This window comes from Flavobacterium sp. 2, from assembly GCF_049949195.1.
GTDB lineage: Bacteria > Bacteroidota > Bacteroidia > Flavobacteriales > Flavobacteriaceae > Flavobacterium.
In genome coordinates this window covers 5,122,059-5,142,443 of record NZ_CP188206.1, presented here as the reverse complement: position 1 = coordinate 5,142,443, position 20,385 = coordinate 5,122,059, and the positions used below count along the sequence as shown (strand labels likewise).

Genomic DNA, 20,385 nt, shown 5'->3' with positions numbered 1-20,385 from the left:
ATTTATTCAAAGGCAGTTGTTCTCAGCAACTGCTTTTTTGTTTTAATCCACTTTTACTATTTCGCCATAAACTTTGAATTTTAGGTTTGTGATATAATTTATTTGCTCTAAAACATTCTCTAATGTTGCGTCTTTTTTTATGAATACCGTTAACGGCGTTGCTAATACACGTTCATTATCGTACTGAAATGAAACGCCATATTTATATTGTAAAATGGTAATGACTTGTTTAAGTGTGGTTTCATTTAGCGTTACATCGGTTGAATACCAATTCACTAAAAATGATTTGTCGGCTAATTGCTTCGTCAGTTTATTTGATTCAAACAAAGCTTCTTCATTCGGAACCAAATCAACGCTCTGCCCTTTCGAACTCACATTGACTTTTCCAGTAACAACAATCACTTCACATTTAGATTTTGAAAGCTGAATGTGAAATGAAGTCCCTACAACTCTGGTTTTAATTTCTCTGGAAGTAATTATAAAAGGATGTTTTTTGTCTTTAGCTACTTCAAAAAATGCATTTCCTTTTAAAAGAGAAACTTTTCTTTCATCTCCTTCAAATTTTTCAGGATATTGAAATAATGAGTTTGCTGCCAAATAAATTTTCGAGCCGTCACTTAACTGGATAGATTTGGGAATCGATGACGTTTTAAACGATAATTGCTTTTCGACAGCAATTTTTGGTTTAAGCCAAAAGCCTAAACCGGCAAGAAAAAGAATACTGGCAGCTGCCATATATTTTAAATAAGGATTAAAGGTTCTCTTTTTTCCTATTCTATATTGAATATTATTGTAGATATCCTGAGAAACTTCATCAGAATTTCCCATCGAAACTTCATCCCATTTCGATTTTTGATATTGATTAAAGGCAAAATCATTAAGCAGATTTTCTTCTGCAATTGAAGTTTTATTTCTTGAACTTTTATCGATAAGATATTCTAAACTATGCTTGATTCTTTTTATCATAATACTTATTGTTACCTATAAGTACCAGAATCTTGAAATCGTACTATCCGCAAATATTATGAAAACATCAACAGAAAGTTATCTTAAAAGTTTTTATGAAAAATGATTAAAGGCGCCATCCAGGCCAAGTCTTTCAAGCCTTCACGCAATTGTTTTAATGCCGATGAAATTTGGTTTTTCACCGTTTGTTTAGAAATTCCAAGTTCGTCTGCAATCTGGTCGATTGACATATCCTGAAATTTATACATTAATAAAACTTCTTTTCTTTTCTCCGGAAGCTGATCTAATAAGGAATAAAGCAAATCCATTATTTCGGGATCAATCGAAGCAAAATTGTCAATTATATAATCTTCAAACTGATCTTCCAAAATTGTCTTATCAAACCGATTATTTTGGTAATGTTTAAAAACCTGATTTTTGACAGCACGAAATAAATAAGGTTCAATCGCATTAATATTCAAATCGTCTTTTCGTTCCCACAAATCAATAAAAACATCCTGCACGATATTCTGTGCCAAGTCTTTATCCTGAGTCATCGTATACGAAAAGGCATTGAGCTTTTTCCAGTATTGCGTATACGTTTTTTCAAAAATTTCAGGATTCTTCATAATGGATTTTGGTAGTATTTGGTGATGTAAAATAATGAAATACGACACCAATAGTTTTTGTCTGAAAGTTATCTTTAAATTAAATTTTGAATTGATTTGTTTTATTAATACTACTATTTTTAGACAAAAATGATATTTGGTTTGCTATTTCTTTTACTTTAGCTAACACAAAAAACAATTGTCCATTTTACTTTAGTAATCTCTAAAAGAAGCAATTCTCTGTTGCTGCGTCCTCTTAATTCCACAATCCTAATTTCATCAAAAACATGAAACAAATTTTGTTTACAGTATTATTTGCTGGAGCTTTTCAATTGAGTCACGCACAAAGCGACAATTTAAAAATTAACCAAATTCAAGTTATCGGTTCGCACAACAGTTACCGTCACGCTATTGAAACTGATTTATACAACACCATTCAGGCAAAAGATACTTCGCGTTCGCTAAAAGGACTTCAGTACACACACATTAGTCTTACAGATCAATTAAATAAAGGTTTACGCAATTTAGAAATTGATGTTCAGGGCGATCCTCAAGGCGGAAAATTTGTACATCCAAAAGGTCTTGATATTGCAAAATCACAAGAAGCATACGATCCAAACGGAGAAATGAAAAAACCAGGTTTTAAGGTTTTTCACATGATTGACATCGATTTTAGAACTTCATGTTACACGCTTCAAAGCTGTCTTGCAGAGCTAAAAAAATGGTCGAATGCAAATCCAGACCATGTTCCGGTTTTTATCACTTTAGAACCAAAAGACGACGATAGTTACTTAGGAACAAAAGCGGAGAAATTTACACCGGAACTTTTTGATGCTTTAGACAAAGAGCTTCGTAAAGGTTTAGGAAATAAAATTATCACGCCAGATATGGTTCGCGGAAAATACAAAACACTTGAAGAAGCCGTTTTGAACAACAACTGGCCAACACTGAAAAATGCAAAAGGAAAATTTATATTTCTTTTAGATAATAACGGCGCAAAAAGAGATTTGTACGCATTGAATCATCCGTCCCTTAAGGGACGCGCCGTTTTTATTAATGCCGAACCCGGAAAACCAGAAGCGGCTTGGTTATTTAGAAATAATTCTGAAGATCCATCAATTACTGATTTGGTTAAAAAAGGCTACTTAATAAGAACCAGAGCTGATTCTGATACGAAAGAAGCCAGAGCAAATGATTATTCTCATTTTGAAGCCGCGAAAAAATCAGGAGCTCAAGTTATTTCAACAGATTATTATTTGCCAAGTACTTTCTTCAATTCTCCTTATCAAATTAAATATGACGATGGAACTTATGTGAGAACGAATCCTGTAAATGTGCCTTAATTTTTTTAACCGCAATCCCGATAGCTATCGGGAGCTAAGGTTTTTTACCAAAGATTGCTTACATAAACGCAAAGTTCGCAAAGCTAAATGTATAAAGCTTTGCGGACTTTGTTGCTTAAATTTGCTCGCAAAGACGCAGAGTCGCAAAGATTATAAAAACTTTGCGACTTCGCGTCTTTGCGAGATTAAAAGAAAATTTGCGTACTTTGCGTAAACCTTAGCTCCCGATAGCCATCGGGATTGCGGTTAAATTACTTTAAACTTCTAATTTCACCACTTTTCAAATCAACTGTAAAATGATCTGCAGGAACTTCATGCATGAATTTATTGAAGATAATCAGGAACAATTTCATTTGCTTTTGAAGAGTTGTATCACTTGAAGCAACTGCATTTTCCAAAAACAAATTCGACAACACTTTATATTGTTTTGCTCTTTCTAAACCAACATCGGCCAAAGCCAATTCATCAGCGCTTCTAAAACGATAAAAATCAATTAAAAGATCATTTCCTGTCCAGTTAAAATCTTCTTTTTTAAGATTATCTTGGGCTAGAATTTGTTCCGATTTCGTTTCTGCTTCCTTCCATTCTTTCTGGAATTGTGATTTGTTTTTCAGAATAAAATCAAAATCCTGAGCCGATTTTATATTCGCCAAAACCAATAAATCCTGAGCCGAAACATTCAGAATAAAATCTTTGAAAGCAGAAGGCCAATCGTCCTTAAGAAAACGAAGACGAACTAATTCCTTCAAATGAAAATCGGTAAACTCGTGGTACGTTTTGGTTTCTAAAATAGCTTTATTCCAAATATCCTTCGTATTCTGACTTTCTAGAAACTGATATTCCATTTTATACAAATCAAAAAGTTCATCAAATCTCGGAACATTATCAATCGTGATCGTCTGAATATCAACAAGATTATCTTTCTGAATCGTCAATAATTTATAAGCCGGAATATAAGCCGCAAGCGATGGCGTTTGAATATTAACCAAAGTATTGCCTTTTGCAGTTGTACGCAATCCTGTATCATTGATGTGCATGTGACCGCCAAAATGAATTTTCAATCCGGCATCAGCAAAAACCTGCGCTACTTCTTCAACCGGAACTCGATTCAATTGCCATTTATTTGGTCCTAAAAGTTCTTTTATTTCCGCGGAAGCGTCATCATTAAAATCAATCATCGGAAAATGACTGAAAGCAACTAAAGTTTTTCCGCGAAGTTTGGCTTCCGCCGAAATATCCTGAACCCACTTTATAAGATGTTTTTTATTCGAAAGCACATTATTATAACCTGTACTTGCTTCAGAATAATTTTTAGAATCTTTCGGATCGCCATCAGTTTTCTTCGGAATATAAACATTTCCGTCAATTGCCATTAACCAGAGTCCATTGATTGGTTCAACCACATAACTCACATCTGGAACTTCAAATCCAGGCGCAACATTATACACTCTATTAGTAAGTTTTGAAGCTTCTTCAGCTTTTTTGAAATCGTAATTTTGGGAAGTATAATTTGCGAAAGGAGTCGCCCAAAACTTATATTTTTTATTCGGATAAAAACCGAAGTTTTTTAAATCATCTGTTATGCCTAAATAACCCATTTTAGCAATATCGGCTGTTATGACAACTGGCTGTTCGATATTCATGTTTGGCTTATACATGCCGTCTTTGCTAAAAATGGGTTGGCTTTTTCCTTCTTTTCCTAAAAAATCTTCTTTACCCGATTCCTGAGCAAATGGTCCGACTGGGTCGTGATTTCCAGTGGTTATAAAAAATTCAATACCGTATTTTTTTTGGTATTGATCTAAAATTTTCTGTAATCCTCTTACGTGAATTGGCTGACCGTCATCGGTATAATCGCCCGGAAGCGCAACGTATTTTATCTTTCTTTTTGCAATATCTTCAAGAGCGGCGATGAAGGCAAAATAATTTTCATTGAAAATTCTCGTCGAATGCAACTGCGAGGCCATCGTTCTTATTAACGCATATTTTTTTGTTTTGGTATTCAAAACGCCTTTAAAATCATTGTCTGAGAATGACCCGAACAAATCCTGCAAGTGAACATCTGATAAAAATGCAACCTGAACACCTTCTAAATTCTTTTGATTTTGGGCTGAAATTGTATGATTGAAGAATAGTATAAAGAGTATAATTATTGGGGAAGTAAATTTTAAATTCATAGGTTTTAAGCTTTTGGGAAATAGAGAATTTATTAAAAGTATTTAAACTTTTAATATGCAGCAATTTTATCAATTTAATGATGAAATGAGTTTATCGTATTGTTATCGAATGATAATTTTTAGGGGATTTTTGATTGGTTAAAAATTTGTGTAGTCCCTACGGGACAATTATATTGTGGTCACATTTTTTTCTACCGATATTTAACTCCTAACGGAGTTTTCTAAATTATAGTAAGTTTACCTCGTTAGAGGTTAAATATTGGTAGAACATAGATTATCGCCCCTCCAAAAATGTCCCGTAGGGACTTTACTATACACAAAATTATCTAACTACAAATAAAACATTGACAACAAATTAATGCAAAAAAAGGCTGTCATTTCTGACAGCCTTTACATTAAAACCTAAAATTTAATGTATATAAAACCATTATAGCGAATGGATTATTTCTTTATAAAACGTTTTATTATTTTTTCTCCATCTTTTTCAAAAACAACAAAATAAATTCCTTGTCTCAAATTAGAAACGTTCAAACTATTGTCATTGCTTTTTTCTGATGAAACTACAGAGCCTTGAGAATCTATTACTTTAACATTTCCTCCCGAAACATCTTTTGTAAAGAAAAGCGTTTCTGAAACCGGATTTGGGTATACGTTGAATGCAACATCTTTTATTTCATCTTCGATAACTGCCGACGGTGCTCCTGCTCCAACTTTTGTAATTTTAATCCAGTTGATGTTCATTCCCGTATTTTGAATATAGATCCCGAAATTATACGTTCCTGCATTTACATTTACGGTTTGAGTAACCGTCTGCCAGTTTTGCCAGCCTCCGGTATTTGGAATATCAACATTTCCTAAAACAATAGTTCCTCCGTTTAAATCAGATGATAATCTGCCTCCAGTAACAGCACTTGCCACTCTGTATTCAATTAAATAAGAACCCGTTGTTGGAAAATTAATATTGTTATATGCAAGCCAGTCTCCAGTTTCAGTGTAACCTACGTTTGAACCTCCGCCAGTATCTGTAGTAGCTTCAACCTGAATTCCGCTCATTGCCGAATAATCTTCGGCCTGAATTAAAGTAGAAGTTTGAGAAGTTGTTGTTGCAATTAATTTCCATTGCCCACATGTTTGATTGTTATTGTCCCATTGCTGTACAATAGCTCCAGTAGCTGTGCTTGCTCCTGCAACCTCAACAATTCTTCCGCTGTGACGGGCAACAATTTTATAGAATCCGTCTCCTGTTGAAACTAATATAAACTGCTGATTAGTAGTTCCGTTATATGGATATTGTTCAACGCGTGTACCATTCGCTTTATTAAAACCATTAACATCCATAGACTGTCCGCTATGATTGGCTATGATTTTATACATACCGTCTCCTAAGTGAGTCAATGTAAATTTTTGATTGTTTCCTGAATTAAGAGTACCTTGATTAATTCCTGCTCCATTCGTCATACTTGCGTTCCAAACATCCATATACAAACCACTATTTCTATTTTGAAGAAAGAAAGTTTGATTGCCTAAAGTTGTAACACCGTTTGCAATAACTCTGATTGAACTTACTTTATCATTCCAAGTTGCATTCAAACAAGAATTATCAGAATTAATTACTGTGGAAGCTCCGGTAAAATTATCATCTTGGTATAAAATTGCCTGATATCCCTGCGTAATTTTAAGCGAAGAAATATCATCATTTAAAACTCCTAATGAATTTAAACTTGCTAAGTTATAATCTCCAATTGTTAATCCGCCAGAGAAACCTGTATAGTTACAATCTTTATAAACCGTAATTACATCTGTAGATGAACTGATATTTCCTCCCGGTGGAATTGTTCCTGTAATAGAATAACTTCCGATAGAACCATACGCTGAATAACCGCCGCTTCCAACATTTCCTGCTCCGGTTCCGTCAACACCTACGTAATATCTTCCTGCTGTCAGATTTGCATTCATAGAAGCATTTAAAGCAAACGGATCAGAGTTCCAAAATGTTCCTATTTCTGTTCCTGATGAATTATACAATCTCATTAAAAGATGCAGGTTTCCGTCTCTCGAAACGGTATTCACATTAATAACTACATTTCCGCCGCCAGTTGTAAAAGTGAAAAAATCATAATCGGCTTCACTTGAAATAATTCCATCTTTTTGATAGATTGCTCCGCTTCCGTTATAATCTAAAGTGGCTGCTGAAGCGATATTATTTCCATAATCATCACCTCGATATCCAACTCCAAATTTTGAACTGGCAATTGTAGCTACATCGTCTTGAAAATTATTAGCAAAATTATATTCTCCTTTACTCCATTGAACAACAGGTCTGTAATAACCAGCACCCATAATTGGTGCATACGAAGTTCCGTCTAATCCTAAGAAATAATCTTCAGCAGGATTTGTACGTCCGTCATGACCAAGATCAAAAGTATGTCCAACTTCGTGAGAAGAAGCATCTCCACCAGATTTCCCTGAAGTAATAAATACCCAGCAAGGAACATCATTATCCCAGTTGAAAGAACCTATATACGCTACACCTCCTGCGCCGGGAGCAGCAGTATTTGTTGGTGTAACCACAACACGCATTCTTCTGTTTTTTGGATAAGAATTAAAAACGGCTTCGCTTGTTGTAACATTTAAATTAAACGGACGATAATCTTCTGCAACTACTTCCCAATGCTGTTGAACCGCCGCATCACTCATTCCTGAAGGAGCTGCATTTATAGCATTACCATTGTTCCAAAGATTTCCTGCCGGCATATAGTAACCGTCAAAATCCAATAAAACACAGCCTGCAGCACCTGGCAAACTTTGCAGGTTCAGCAATGCCGGAGCAATTTCTGCCGCAGCGGCTGTTTTGCCTGTAGCATTTGTGTTTGAAGGAACATTTTTATAATCAATACAAACCAAAGTATTAATATCAACTTTTGAAACAAAAGCATTTCCTTTTGCATCAGAGTAATATTTGTAGGCTTCTTTGGTTTTCTTTAAAATAATATGACCTTCAAGAGATTGATCCTGAACTTTTATATAAAAAGAAGATTCTGCAATATTTTTAATTTCTCCAATCAAAAATTCGCTAGATGCATTCGATTCTTTATAATTTATTTTTCCGTTAAAGCTTTTGGAATTGCTTGCCTGAAGCAGAATTGTTTTCTCGGTGCCTTTTGCAGTTGTAGAAGTAACTAATTCATTTTTTATTTTGTTCAGGAATGTTTTGCTCGATCCTAAAGACGTCTGTGCCGTGGCAAAATATCCAAAAGCTAAAATCAAGAGTAAACTTAACCGAAATCTGTAACTATTTTTCATATAATTTGGGGGTTAAAGGGGGGGGTGTAATAGTGGTAAAATTTAACCGCAAAGAGCGCAATCCCGATTGCTATCAGGATACGCAAGGTTCGCTAAGTATTTTATTGCCTTACGAACCTTGCGTTTTTTCTTTGCGAACTTTGCGGTTAAAAAAACTTATTTTTTAATAAAACGTCTTACCGTTTTGATTCCATCTTTCTCTAATGAAATCAGGTAAATTCCGCTTTTTAAATTAGCAACATTGATACTGTTGTTGTTTACAGTTTGAGATGAAACCGTTGCACCGCCTTCAGAATTGATAACGCTTACATTTGCTCCAGAAACTTCTGAACTAAAGAAAAGTGTATCTTCTGTTGGATTTGGGTAAATAGTAACACTTGCAATATCTGTAGGAGTTTCTGCAGTTGGAGCAGCTGATTTTGCAGCTAAACCTGAAGCCGATTTCGTAATTCTGAACCAGTTAATATTAGCTCCTGAAGCTTGGATATAAATTCCGAAATTATACGTTCCGGCATTTACATTTACGGTTTGAGAAACCGTTTGCCAATTTTGCCATCCGCCAGTATTTGGTACATTAACAGCGCCAAGCTGAATTGTTCCTGCATTTAAATCAGATGAAATTCTGGCTCCGTTAACAGCACTTGCCACTCGATATTCAATAACATAATTTCCTGAAGTTGGGAAATTAACATTGTAATATGCCATCCAGTCTCCTGTATCACAATATCCAACATTTAATCCTCCGCCAGTATCAGTAGTTGCTTCTGTCTGAACACCGCTCATTGTATTGTAACTTTCAGCCTGAATTAAAGTTCCTGTTCCCGGAGGATTACTTCCTGTAATTACTTGATTAATTGCAGTTAGTAATGATTTAGAACCTGTTGCATCCTGAGATAGTTCCCAAATCATAACTCCGCCTGCGTTTTGAATCGCAAAAGTTGTTTTTGCTTTGATTGTTGGAATTCCGTTATAATAAATCGTATTTCCAACCTGATCCTGATTTTCTGCTCCCGGATATTGTGCTATGATATTAGCATAAGAAATTCCCTGATTCGCAGAAGCTCCAAAACCATATCCATAAAATGGTAATCCGATGATGGCTTTGCTTGCCGGTAAACCTCTTCCTGTCCAGTAATTAAATTGGTTTACGGCCATACTGTATGGTGAATGCTGTCCTGGATTGTTGGGCTGCCATGGCCCAGTTGCATCATAAGCCATGATATTGATCCAGTCGTAAGCCGCAAAAGTAGATGCAGGTACATTAGCACCACCATATCCTTCTGAAAGCGCTGCTGAGATCAGTTTACCATTGGCATGCAATTTATTCGCCAAAGCAATAACAAATCCGCCGTAATCACCATTGATGGCCGGACCTTCTAAATCTACATCGATTCCATCAAAGTTGTGCGCCACAACATAATCATAGAGTTTTTGGATAAAAGCCGTTCGGTTTGCTGGTGTAATGAGATTAAAATAATTGTCTCGAATGGCGCCTCCTTCTGAAACAGAACCTCCTCCAAGGGAAACAAAAACTTTAATGTTTTGTGCATGTGCGGCATTGATGATAGCATTGCTTCCGGAATTAAAAGTCAAATATCCATTGGCATCAGGATTTTCGAACGCAATATTGATATGCGTTAATTTACTGTACTGAATTGTACTTGAAAAGGCGTTCAAGTCTATCCAGTTTGGAATGTAAGCAATAACTTTTTTCTGCTGAGCTACAGCCAAATTAAAAAAGCCTAACAATAAAATAATCATGCATTTCTGCAGCATTCTTCGGTAATTGTTTTTCATAATAATTGTTTTAATAGATTAATAAACTCGTAAATATTGGGGACGGTTATTGAGTTATTTTTTTATTTTAGATTTCAGACTTTAGATTTTAGATTTGACTGTTGATGCAATCTGATTTCGTAGAACTAACACTACCTGATTATTATCTAAAAATCTAAAGCCAGAAATCAGGTTTTTAAAACTATTTTTTTATGAAACGTTTGATCGTTTGTTTGCCATCTTTTTCAAAAACAATAAAATAGATTCCTTGTCTCAAATGCGAAACATCAAAACTGTTATTATTGATTTTTTGAGATGCAACAGTAGATCCCGTTTGTGAATCGACAATTTTTACACTTCCTCCAGAAAGATCTGTAGTTACATAAAGTGTATTTTCAACCGGGCTTGGATAAACATTTAAAACTGTTTCTACCGGAGCTTCTTCTTCTGGAGTTTTCGCTAAAGCAGTTTTTGCCGCAGCGCCCGCACCAACTTTAGTAATTTTAATCCAGTTGATGTTCATTCCGGTATTTTGAATGTAGATTCCGAAATTATAAGTTCCAGCATTTACATTTACCGTTTGAGAAACTGTCTGCCAGTTTTGCCATCCTCCAGTATTTGGAATATCAACATTTCCTAAAAGAATTGCTCCCGCATTTAAATCAGAAGATAATCTTCCTCCAGTCACAGCACTTGCCACTCGGTATTCAATTAAATAAGAACCTGTTGTTGGGAAATTGATGCTGTTATACGCTAACCAATCGCCAGTTTCTGTGTAACCAACATTTGAACCTCCACCAGTATCTGTTGTAGCTTCAACCTGAATGCCGCTCATTGCTGAATAATCTTCGGCCTGAATTAAAACTGAAGTTTGAGAACTTGTCGCCGGAACTAATTTCCATTGTCCGCAAGTTTGATTGTTGTTATCCCATTGCTGAATAATGGCTCCAGAAGCTGTACTTGCTCCGGCAACTTCAACAATTCTTCCGCTGTGTCTTGCCACTATTTTGTAATATCCGTCTCCAGTTGAAACCAATACAAACTGCTGATTTGTAGTTGCATTGTATGGATATTGCTCTAAACGCGCTCCGTTTGCTTTATTGAAATTGTTGATATCTAAAGATTGTCCGCTGTGATTCGCAATAATTTTATACAATCCATCACCTAAATGCGTAAATACAAATTTTTGGTTATTACCAGAATTCAATGCACCTTGATTGATTCCCGCAGCATTTGCCATACTTGAATTCCAAACATCCATGTATAAACCGCTGTTTCTATTTTGTAAAAAGAAAGTTTGGTTTCCTAAAGTTGTCGTTCCGTTTGCAATAACTCTGATAGAAGTTACTTTATCATTCCAAGTTGTATTTAAACAAGAATTATCAGAATTAATTACAGTTGAAGCTCCAGTAAAATTATCATCCTGATATAAAATTGCCTGATAACCCTGAGTGATTTTAAGTGACGAAATATCATCATTTAAAACGCCTAAAGTGTTTAAACGAGCCAAGTTATAATCTCCAATTGTTAATCCGCCAGAGAAACCTGTGTAGTTACAATCTTTATAAACTGTAATTACATCTGTCGAAGCCGGCACAGAAGGAACTGTTCCTGCATAACCTCCAAAAGAAGCAATTACTTTTGTTGGCTGTGGCGAATGAAGCGATGGTGACTGATCAGCAACATCATCATAAGCAAAACCATAAGCCAGGTTATCAACATTAATTCCCGGTAAATGCCAGAATTTAGAATAATGGTTTGTTGGGTTTACCTGATAAAATTTTGAAGCATCGTACCAGTTTTGCTGGCCAGGATTTGTTGTTGTAACATTTACAACATGTCGATTAATTGCCGCTGTTAATTGTGCCTGAATCACAAGATCTAAATCTCCGTCGACCAATCTTCTATCCAAAACACCTTTTCCTTCAAGAACTTCCTGAGTACTTGGTCTGTATTGAACTCTTCCTGTACGGCCAACAAATCCTCCAGATTGTCCAACCATTTCTAGCTGTTCGCCAATAACTCTTCCTTTAAAAACTCCGGCATCTCCGGCATAAAATATTAAATCTTCATTTTTGTATTTGTTCCAAATCGCATCGATATAAGATTTTAAATAGTTTTCGTATGGTCCTCCTGGTGCATAAGCTGGTGTTTTAGACGGCGCTGTAATTTCGCCTGTTGCATCGTTTACGCAACCTTGAAATTCTGCCGGAACATTGGCTTTAAAAGCAGCAACGATATCAGCATGTTTTTTTAAATCTCCAACTCTTTTTTGGTAACCATTTGCTCCAAATAATTCTAATCCCATTGGATATTTATAGGAATCTACACGTGTTGGATTTCCGAAGAAACCATATTGATTGTTAGTCAATTCGATCATTTCATACAAAATTCCCTGATTCGGATCTGTTGCATTCTGCGGATTTGGCGAAGCATACCCCGACGGAGCGCCGTTTGCACCAAAAAAGTAAAAATACAACTGAGAACCTTTAGAAATAAAAACTCTACAGCCTGCAATTAAAGGCAGTGTAAAGGTTTTATTCGGAATTTCACTCAGCTTTGTAAAACACGCTGCATATTTTGAGTTTTGTCCCGGTCCGGTATTTCCGCCATAAGTTGGTCCTGTAACTGTGTTATAAGAAGCGCTCATTGGTAAAACCTGGCTTGTTTTGGCATTTACCCAAACATGGTTTCCGGTTGTGTAATCAATTCCAACAATCGCTACATACAAATCGCTGTCGGCGAAAGTTGAATTATTACTAATTGTAAAAGGAATAGCGCCTTGTCCGTACATTAAAACAGATAGGAATGTCAGCATTACTGCTAAAAAAAACTTCTTTTGTAACTTAAAATTTCTCATTGTTTAGATTTTTTGATTAATAAAAATTTGTTTCTAATTAGTAAGAATGAGAAAATAAAATGTGTAAAAAATTGGGTGTAACTATTTAGGATCATCACACCCAACTTATTTTTAATTATTTCTTAATTAGCTTTTTACTCCAGCTTTTTTGATCTGATTTGAAATTCAGAATATAAATTCCTTCTCTCAGTCGGCTCAAATCAATTATGCTTTCATTTGCTTCTTTTTCTGGTTTATTCTGAAGAATCAACGTTCCTGAATTGTCATAAATCGTGATGATTTTGTTGTCTAAATTTTCAGGAATTGCAACCTGAATATAGTCGCTTGCAGGATTTGGATAGATTGCAAAAACAACATTTTCAGGCGCACTTTCTTCAACTACAACATTCGCTTTTTTAGCGGCAGAAGCAGATCCGTAGGCTTCAATTTCATACAATGAATATCCGTAAGGAGCCAAAGCTTTTGTTGTACATAAAATACGAAGGTATCTTCCGGTTCCGCTTATAGTTAAATCATCAGTTCCTCCATCGCTTGCTGTTTGTGTATTGATAGTTTCATTTTCGGTGAAAACATTATCTGTAGAAAGCTGTACTTTGTATTGTGTTGCAAAAGCTGCTTCCCATTTTAAAACCACACGATTCAAGTTATAATTACTTCCTAAATCAACATAAATCCATTCTGTAGCATTAGCAAAAGAACTCGCCCATCTTGAAACTGTTCCGTCCCCGTCAGTCGCTTTACCTGCCGATAAAGTTGGATTTTCTTCTGTAGAAGCTGTTGCAGTTTTAGCTAAAGCTAAATTCACATTCGTATTTGGTGTAATATTTCGAACAATAACATCGCTGAAAACTCCTGTTCCTAAAGTTCCATTTGCGTGAGACGTAACCGCCATTCCAACATAAATGGTATTAGCCATTGTAATTGTTTTTGGAGTTCCAAGCTGTGTCCAAGTTGTTCCATTATCAGAAGTGTAAGACGTAAATACATTTCCTGAACGAACCACACGAACCCATTTTGGTGCAGTTCCCGCTACAACATCGGCTACAGTTACTCCTGACGTAGCATTTCTTGATAAAAATTCAACTCCTGCAGCTGGTGTCACATCGGTCATCGCATGTTTGGAAGTTGGTGTAAGCGTTTCGCGAAACATAACTCCAGCTTTTGCATAAGTATTTGTATTAGTAAGCGAATTTACTTTGGCAATAATTTCTGCATCGCCCGTAATGGATTGGTTAACAAATTGAAATTGATCACTTGTTTCCCAAATATCAGTTCCTGAACCTTTTATTGTGAAAGTTCCGCTAGAATGCGTCGCTTCTCCCGCTGGTGTTACCGCACCTAAATCTGTACTAACCCACGGCGAAGGCAATCCAACCGGAGTTTCTGTAGAAACTAAGTTTAAAGCTCTAAGATTATCAAAATAATACGTGTTTCCAGAATTTGTTCCCGGCTCGTATAAGAAAACAAAACGGTTTACTTCATTATCTGCAGTCGAAGCATCTGGCGTACTTACATACGTAAAAGTTACCGTATGCCAAGTATTCGTTTGTTTTACAACTCCCTGATAAATACTATGTCTTCCTACCGGATAATTTGACGGAACTGAGGCACTGCTTTCTGCCTGCCATGAAATAATTGATCCAACCGGAGCCGATGTATAAACATCCATGGCGAATTTTTTAGTTCCGGCTTTAAAATCTCCAATATTGGTTAAAGTCGTATTGAAGGAGAAGTTGTCATATAATTCAGTTGATTTACGAACATATCGTCCAACGTTTGAAGATGTATTAATTCCCGTTGCACTCGGATTTGCTACGTTCGCAGTATAAGTTCCGATAGCATCTCTAAATGTAATATTGTGAATCGTTTGATAATCTTCGTAAACAACCCCAGGCGTATAAGTATCCGGAAGTTTTGTTGCTCCAATTCTGATATTATCAATATAATACGTATCGCTTGTGTAAGAACCTGAATTGAATAATAAAACCATTTGGTTAATCGCTAAATTCGAAGTTCCTGCATCTGGACTTGAATTGTAATAGAAAGTCAACGTTTCCCATTGATTTTGTTTCGTTGTAATCGCTACATAATTACTATTTCTTCCCGTTGGATAATTTGCCGGAAGCGAAGTCGCACTATTTTCAAAATTCATACTTACAACTGTTCCAACCGGAGCCGTTGTATAAACATCAATCATGATTTTATTGGTTTGGTTTTTGAATAAACCAGCATCTTCAATTGAAGTTTGTGTATTAAAGAAAAGTACGTCGTATTGTTCTGTTACATTTCGAACGTATCTCGCCACATTTGCAGACGAGTTAACAGAATTTGAGCCCGGATTTGCTACAACTGTATAAGTTCCCGTCGTAGTTCCTTTTATAATTTTATTGATGCCGTCATAATTCTGCAATACATCTGTGGCAACAATTGGTTTTTCTGGTGTAGCTCTTGTCAACAAATTATCAAAATAATACGTTGCTCCAGAATTTGAATTGGATTCAAAAAGTAAAGCCACATTATTGATTGTCAAAGCGCTTGTGTTTGGATCGATAATTTTTTCAAATTCAAATTCAATCGTTTCCCATTTATTCTGAACTGTTGTAGTCGCTTTATAACCGCTATGTCTTCCTGACGGATAATTAGTTGCCGTTGTCACATTGCTATTTTCTAACTGCATAGAAATTTTTGTTCCAACCGGTGCCGAAGTATACAAATCAAAAGAGATTCTTTTTCTTCCTGACACATAATCATTTGCATTACTGATTACGATATTTTTGATATTGAAAACATCGTATAATTCAGAAGAATTACGAACATATCTTCCAACCAAAGTCGAAGTATTAATTCCGGTTGCAGATGGATTGGCAATTGCTTCTGTCAAAACTCCCGTTTTATTTCCGTAAACAACATTTCTGTTTGTTTGAAAATCTTCCTGAATTTTCTCTACCGGAATTGCAGCTTCAGTCGTTACAGCCAATTTATAAGTATTTGCAGTACAACCAGAAGTTGTTGTCGTTACCGAAACATCTCCGCCTGCAGTTCCCCAATTTACTGTTACAGCATTTGTTCCCTGTCCAGCCGTAATTGTAGCTCCCGAAGGAACAGTCCAGTTGTAGCTTGCACCTGCAATAGCATTAATAGAATATGTTTTGCTAGTTTCATTTTGATACACTTTTGCATCTCCTGTAACGCCATATTTATAACTTCCGTCATAAACACGAACGTAATCTACCTGCAATTTTGCCGGAAAATCTCCAGGAATTGGCGCAACACCCGCACCATTTACACTTGTGTAAGGCGTTCCTGCACTACCTACAGCAAGATTTAAAATGATATAAAACTGACTATCATTAAATGGCCATCCGCCGTTTACTGTAGTATTTGGAGTTGCGGTGTGAAATAAAACATCATCAACATACCATTTTATAAAGTTTGGTCCCCATTCTACCGCATAAATGTGAAAATCTGAAGATAAATCGGTTGGAGAACTATAACTTCTTCCTGTAAAATGATATCCGTTTCCGTCATAATGAATCGTTCCGTCTACAGATTGTGGATTTCTGTGTTTGGCTTCCATAATATCAATTTCACCAGTATACGGCCAGTTTCCGTTAACGGGAAGCATCCAGAACGCAGGCCATGCACCTTGCCCGTTTGATAACTTCATACGAGCTTCGACTCTACCGTATTTAAGGGAATACTTTCCTTCTGTAGTTAATTTTGAAGAAGCATAAGGCTGATCAGGAAATGATCCGTTTGGTTGGTATTTAGCCTCAATGTTTAAGTAACTGTTTGTTCCTTCTTTTACAATTGTTGCCTGATTTGGATCGTAACGTTGCGCTTCAGCATTTCCGAATCCGCAAAGCGAAGGACATCCGTTTCCTGAAATACTCTGCCATTTGGTTAAATCGACAGTAGTACCGTTAAATTCATCAGACCAAACCAATGTTTTACATTGCGCCTGAACTTTTAAAAATGGCAAAAGCACAAATATAGCTATGGCCAAAAATTGTTTAAAATAATAGAAATTATCTTTCGGTGGTCGGCCGAAAAAAGAGTCATTTTGTTTCATTTTTTTAGTTTTTTGTTAGTAAAGCTTATTACCGTAATAAAAACCCATTTTGCAGTAAACAGGTCATTATCTTAATAATAATCCGACAATATTAACAAATAAATCAGGCTAGACTTACATTTTTGAGTACGGTTTGACTACGGTGATTTAAAAAAAAATGAAGAAAAAACGCGTAAAACTACTTAGGATTTTACATCATAATAAAAAATTAAAAATTTAGAATGAATTCTGTGATATTTGCATCCGAAGGAAGTTGCAATTTTTTTCGAATTCTATATCGGGTATCTTCAACTCCACGAACAGAAATTCCTAAAAGCGGAGCAATTTCTTTTGTATTAAAGTTCATTCTCAAGTAAGCACACAATCGCATATCGCGCGGAGTCAGTTCCGGATAAGTTGTTTTCATCCTCTGCATAAAATTATCATGCAGCTGATTGAAGATTTCTTCAAATTCGTTCCAATGCTTGTCACCCTGCAATTCGTGATCGATTAGTTTGTTTATTTTGGTCAATAAACTAAAGTTCACATTTGGATCGTTATTCTTGTCCATCTGTCCGATCAGTTCTTTTATCGAAAGCAGAATTTCATTTAAATGAATAAGATTCACGGTATTCGAAGCAACTTTGGCATTCTTAAGATTAATCGTTGTTTCAAGATTTTCCCGAACAATAGCCATATTTTCCTGTTCCATATTCAATCTCTGTTCGTTAAGTTCAGCACGGGCTCGCAATAATTCTTTTTCCTGATTCAGAATCAATTGCTGACGATCACCTTCAGCCACAAATTTTTGATATTTAATGATCAAATAAATGACTAGACAATAAAGTAGAAAATACAAAATATAAGCCCAGATTGTTCTGTACCAAGGCGGTAAAACCTCAAAACTAAAAACCGCTTCTTCGCTTACCACATCATAAATGTTTTTTGCCCTTACGTGAAAAACATATTCATTTTCAGGTAAGTTGGTATATTCTTTCTCAGTTTGTAAACTGTAATCTGACCATTTCGGTTCAAAACCTTCCAACCAGTATTCGTATTTTGTTGCATCTGCTTCGTCATAAAAAAGTGATGAAAAAGAAAAATGCAATGCGTTATTAGAATGCGATAAAATAGGTGAGATTTTTTCTCCTGCATCTTTTGTTTTATTCGGAAGCACATCATAACGGCTTGAAAATATCAAACTGTCTTTCGGAAAAATACATTTCACTTCTGAAATTACTGCTTTATATTTCGTTTTGTATTTCTTGTTTTTAATGACATTATAATGAATTAAGCCATCTTGTGTTCCAAAAAATACATCACCACTGGTTGTCGTTTGAATATTTTCAAACCCAGGAACATATAAGTAACGAAGTTTTCTAAAAGGAAGTTCTTCAACTTCAAAACTTCCGTTTGACTTTTTTGTCATTTTCCCGGTATTTTCTCCAGAAATGTACCATATATTATTTTGATAATCAGGCTTTAATAATCGAATATGATTTTCTAAACCTAGATATTTTTTAAAAATAGGTTCAGGAATCATTTTCTTCGAATGAACATCTTGTTTGTAAACTCCTTTTGTAGTTCCAAAAAGAATCTGATTATCAATTTTAAAAGTATTCAAAAACAAACTCGACGGGAAACCATTTTTATCATTGTAAAACTCAACTTTTGAAACGGCATCGAATGTTTTATTAAACTGAATTTTATAAATTCCTTTGTATCCGTGGGCAATCCAGAAATCGCCGTTTTTATCCGTTTCGATAACTCGACTGCTTTCTTCAAAACCTTTTATTTTATTTTGATAAACCCAGGAATTATTTATTTTTTTAAGAATATACATTCCGTTATAACCGCCAACAAGCAATAAATCAGGATGATTCGGAACTAATATTCCTTTCCAAGCGCCATCAACTTTTGCCAGTAATTTTGCTGAATTACCGGAAACTTCAAAGATTCCATTTTTTTCAAAAGCCAAAAGCGAATTTCCAAAAACGCTAATATTCCAAACATTTTCAAACATTCCAGAAACGTGCTGAAAGTTCGCGTTTTCATGTTTGCCGTTTTTATAAGACTGCCAATCCATCCAAAACAAACCGTTATCTGTGGCGATATATAATTTGTTTTGATAAATCTGACTGCAGTAAATTTTGGTTTCTGAATTTGAAGTATCTAAAACTCTGGACAATGGCGAAGAAATCTGAATTTGCGAAATTCCTTCTTTGAGTGTAACCCATAAATTGCCTTCTTTATCAACCTTAAGATTCGTTACATAATCATTCTGAAGTCCCATTTGCTTATCAATATGCTGAATCAAATGTCCCGAACTATCTATAACTATCAACCCTGATTGTCGGGTTCCAATTCCGAAATATCCATCAGAAAGTTCAACCGCAACCGAGATCTGATTTTGCTTTAATAAATTGTCCGCTTCGCTTAAAAATGGTTTTACCTGATTGTCTTTAAAAGTAAAAAGTCCGTTTTTTTGCGTAAAAAGTAAAAGACCATTTTGAGTTTCAAACATTTTCCTGATTTTCATTCCAGCAAACTTCTCTCCATTTGTAACCGAAATTAATTTATCACCTTTTAATTTCAATAAACCTTTGGTATTATGCGAAACATAGATTTCTTTATTGACTTCGAAGAAATCATCAAATTTTTCTTTAGACTTTAAAACCTTGATTTTATTATTGTTGTAGATAAAAATTTCTTCATAAGAGAAAAAAATCACTTCATTATTTCGGATAACGGTATGTATAACATCTCCAAAATTTCGAGCTGATTCCGGAAGTAATTTTACTAAAGATGTATATTGATACTGTCCGTTTGGCAATTGAATTGCATAACCAAAATCGCCCTGCGCGCCAACATACATTTTATCTTTTTTATCGATGGCAAGCGAGCGAACCATACTCTTATTTTCCGGTTGTGTAACGATGCTCCAACGAACGCCGTCAAACTGCATAATTCCGAAATGATTGGCAAAAAACATCATTCCTTTAGAATCCTGCAGAACATCCCAGTTTTCGGAAGCTGCTTTATAAGTTTTCGGATTATAATTAATTATAAAAGGAACACCAATTTTTTTAATCTGCGCATTTAAAACTGGAGAAATGAGCAATATTGATAAAATTAAAATTCTTATAAATTTCGTCATTTTTGTTTCTGTCTGTAGGTTATTTTGTGATTTTTGGAATCACAACTTCAAAATAACTCTTTGGGAAAAGTCATTTTTCTTTAGGCAAAACACATTCAATTTTAAATGTATTAATAACAATTATTCATTATTATCAAACTAAAAAAGAGAATGTCGAAATTCAAA

9 protein-coding genes are annotated in these 20,385 nt (G+C 35.2%); 1 reads left to right on the top strand and 8 read right to left on the bottom strand.

Going from position 1 to position 20,385, the window contains the following annotated elements; translation table 11 throughout:
* Positions 1–42: 42 nt before the first annotated feature.
* Together ACNFIH_RS22130 and ACNFIH_RS22125 are read right to left on the bottom strand one after the other, a co-directional pair.
* A complete protein-coding gene (locus ACNFIH_RS22130) occupies positions 43–966 on the bottom strand; it encodes a FecR family protein (RefSeq protein WP_035651243.1) in 924 nt (307 codons plus the stop codon).
* A gap of 83 nt (positions 967–1,049) precedes the next feature.
* On the bottom strand, positions 1,050–1,574 hold the full coding sequence (locus ACNFIH_RS22125) for an RNA polymerase sigma-70 factor (protein WP_035651241.1): 525 nt from the start codon (positions 1,572–1,574) through the stop codon (positions 1,050–1,052).
* Positions 1,575–1,840: 266 nt separating this feature from the next.
* Here ACNFIH_RS22125 and ACNFIH_RS22120 point away from each other — a divergent pair, with 266 nt between their 5' ends.
* Positions 1,841–2,896, top strand: coding sequence for a phosphatidylinositol-specific phospholipase C1-like protein (locus ACNFIH_RS22120; RefSeq protein WP_426484833.1), 1,056 nt, complete (start codon positions 1,841–1,843; stop codon positions 2,894–2,896).
* A 251-nt stretch (positions 2,897–3,147) separates the two neighbouring features.
* On the opposite strand, the gene ACNFIH_RS22115 is transcribed toward ACNFIH_RS22120, so the two are convergent.
* The 6 genes from ACNFIH_RS22115 to ACNFIH_RS22090 all read right to left on the bottom strand — a co-directional run bounded on the left by ACNFIH_RS22115 (position 3,148) and on the right by ACNFIH_RS22090 (position 20,220).
* Positions 3,148–5,073, bottom strand: coding sequence for a metallophosphoesterase (locus ACNFIH_RS22115; RefSeq protein ID WP_426484832.1), 1,926 nt, complete (start codon positions 5,071–5,073; stop codon positions 3,148–3,150).
* Between the two features lie 441 nt (positions 5,074–5,514).
* Entirely contained in the window at positions 5,515–8,376 is a 2,862-nt protein-coding gene (locus ACNFIH_RS22110) for a carbohydrate-binding protein (protein ID WP_426484831.1), read from the bottom strand.
* 156 nt (positions 8,377–8,532) lie between these two features.
* Positions 8,533–10,173: a glycosyl hydrolase family 18 protein gene (locus ACNFIH_RS22105; RefSeq protein WP_426484830.1), complete on the bottom strand. Its 1,641-nt coding sequence runs from the start codon at positions 10,171–10,173 to the stop codon at positions 8,533–8,535.
* A 181-nt stretch (positions 10,174–10,354) separates the two neighbouring features.
* Positions 10,355–13,012, bottom strand: a complete 2,658-nt coding sequence (locus ACNFIH_RS22100) for a beta-1,3-glucanase family protein (protein WP_426484829.1) — start codon at positions 13,010–13,012, stop codon at positions 10,355–10,357.
* Positions 13,013–13,127: 115 nt separating this feature from the next.
* Complete coding sequence (locus tag ACNFIH_RS22095; protein WP_426484828.1) at positions 13,128–17,084, bottom strand: family 16 glycosylhydrolase; 3,957 nt, start codon at positions 17,082–17,084, stop codon at positions 13,128–13,130.
* 208 nt (positions 17,085–17,292) lie between these two features.
* Positions 17,293–20,220 (bottom strand): triple tyrosine motif-containing protein, encoded by a 2,928-nt coding sequence (locus ACNFIH_RS22090; RefSeq protein WP_426484827.1) that lies wholly within the window; start codon positions 20,218–20,220, stop codon positions 17,293–17,295.
* Between the last annotated feature and the right edge of the window lie 165 nt (positions 20,221–20,385).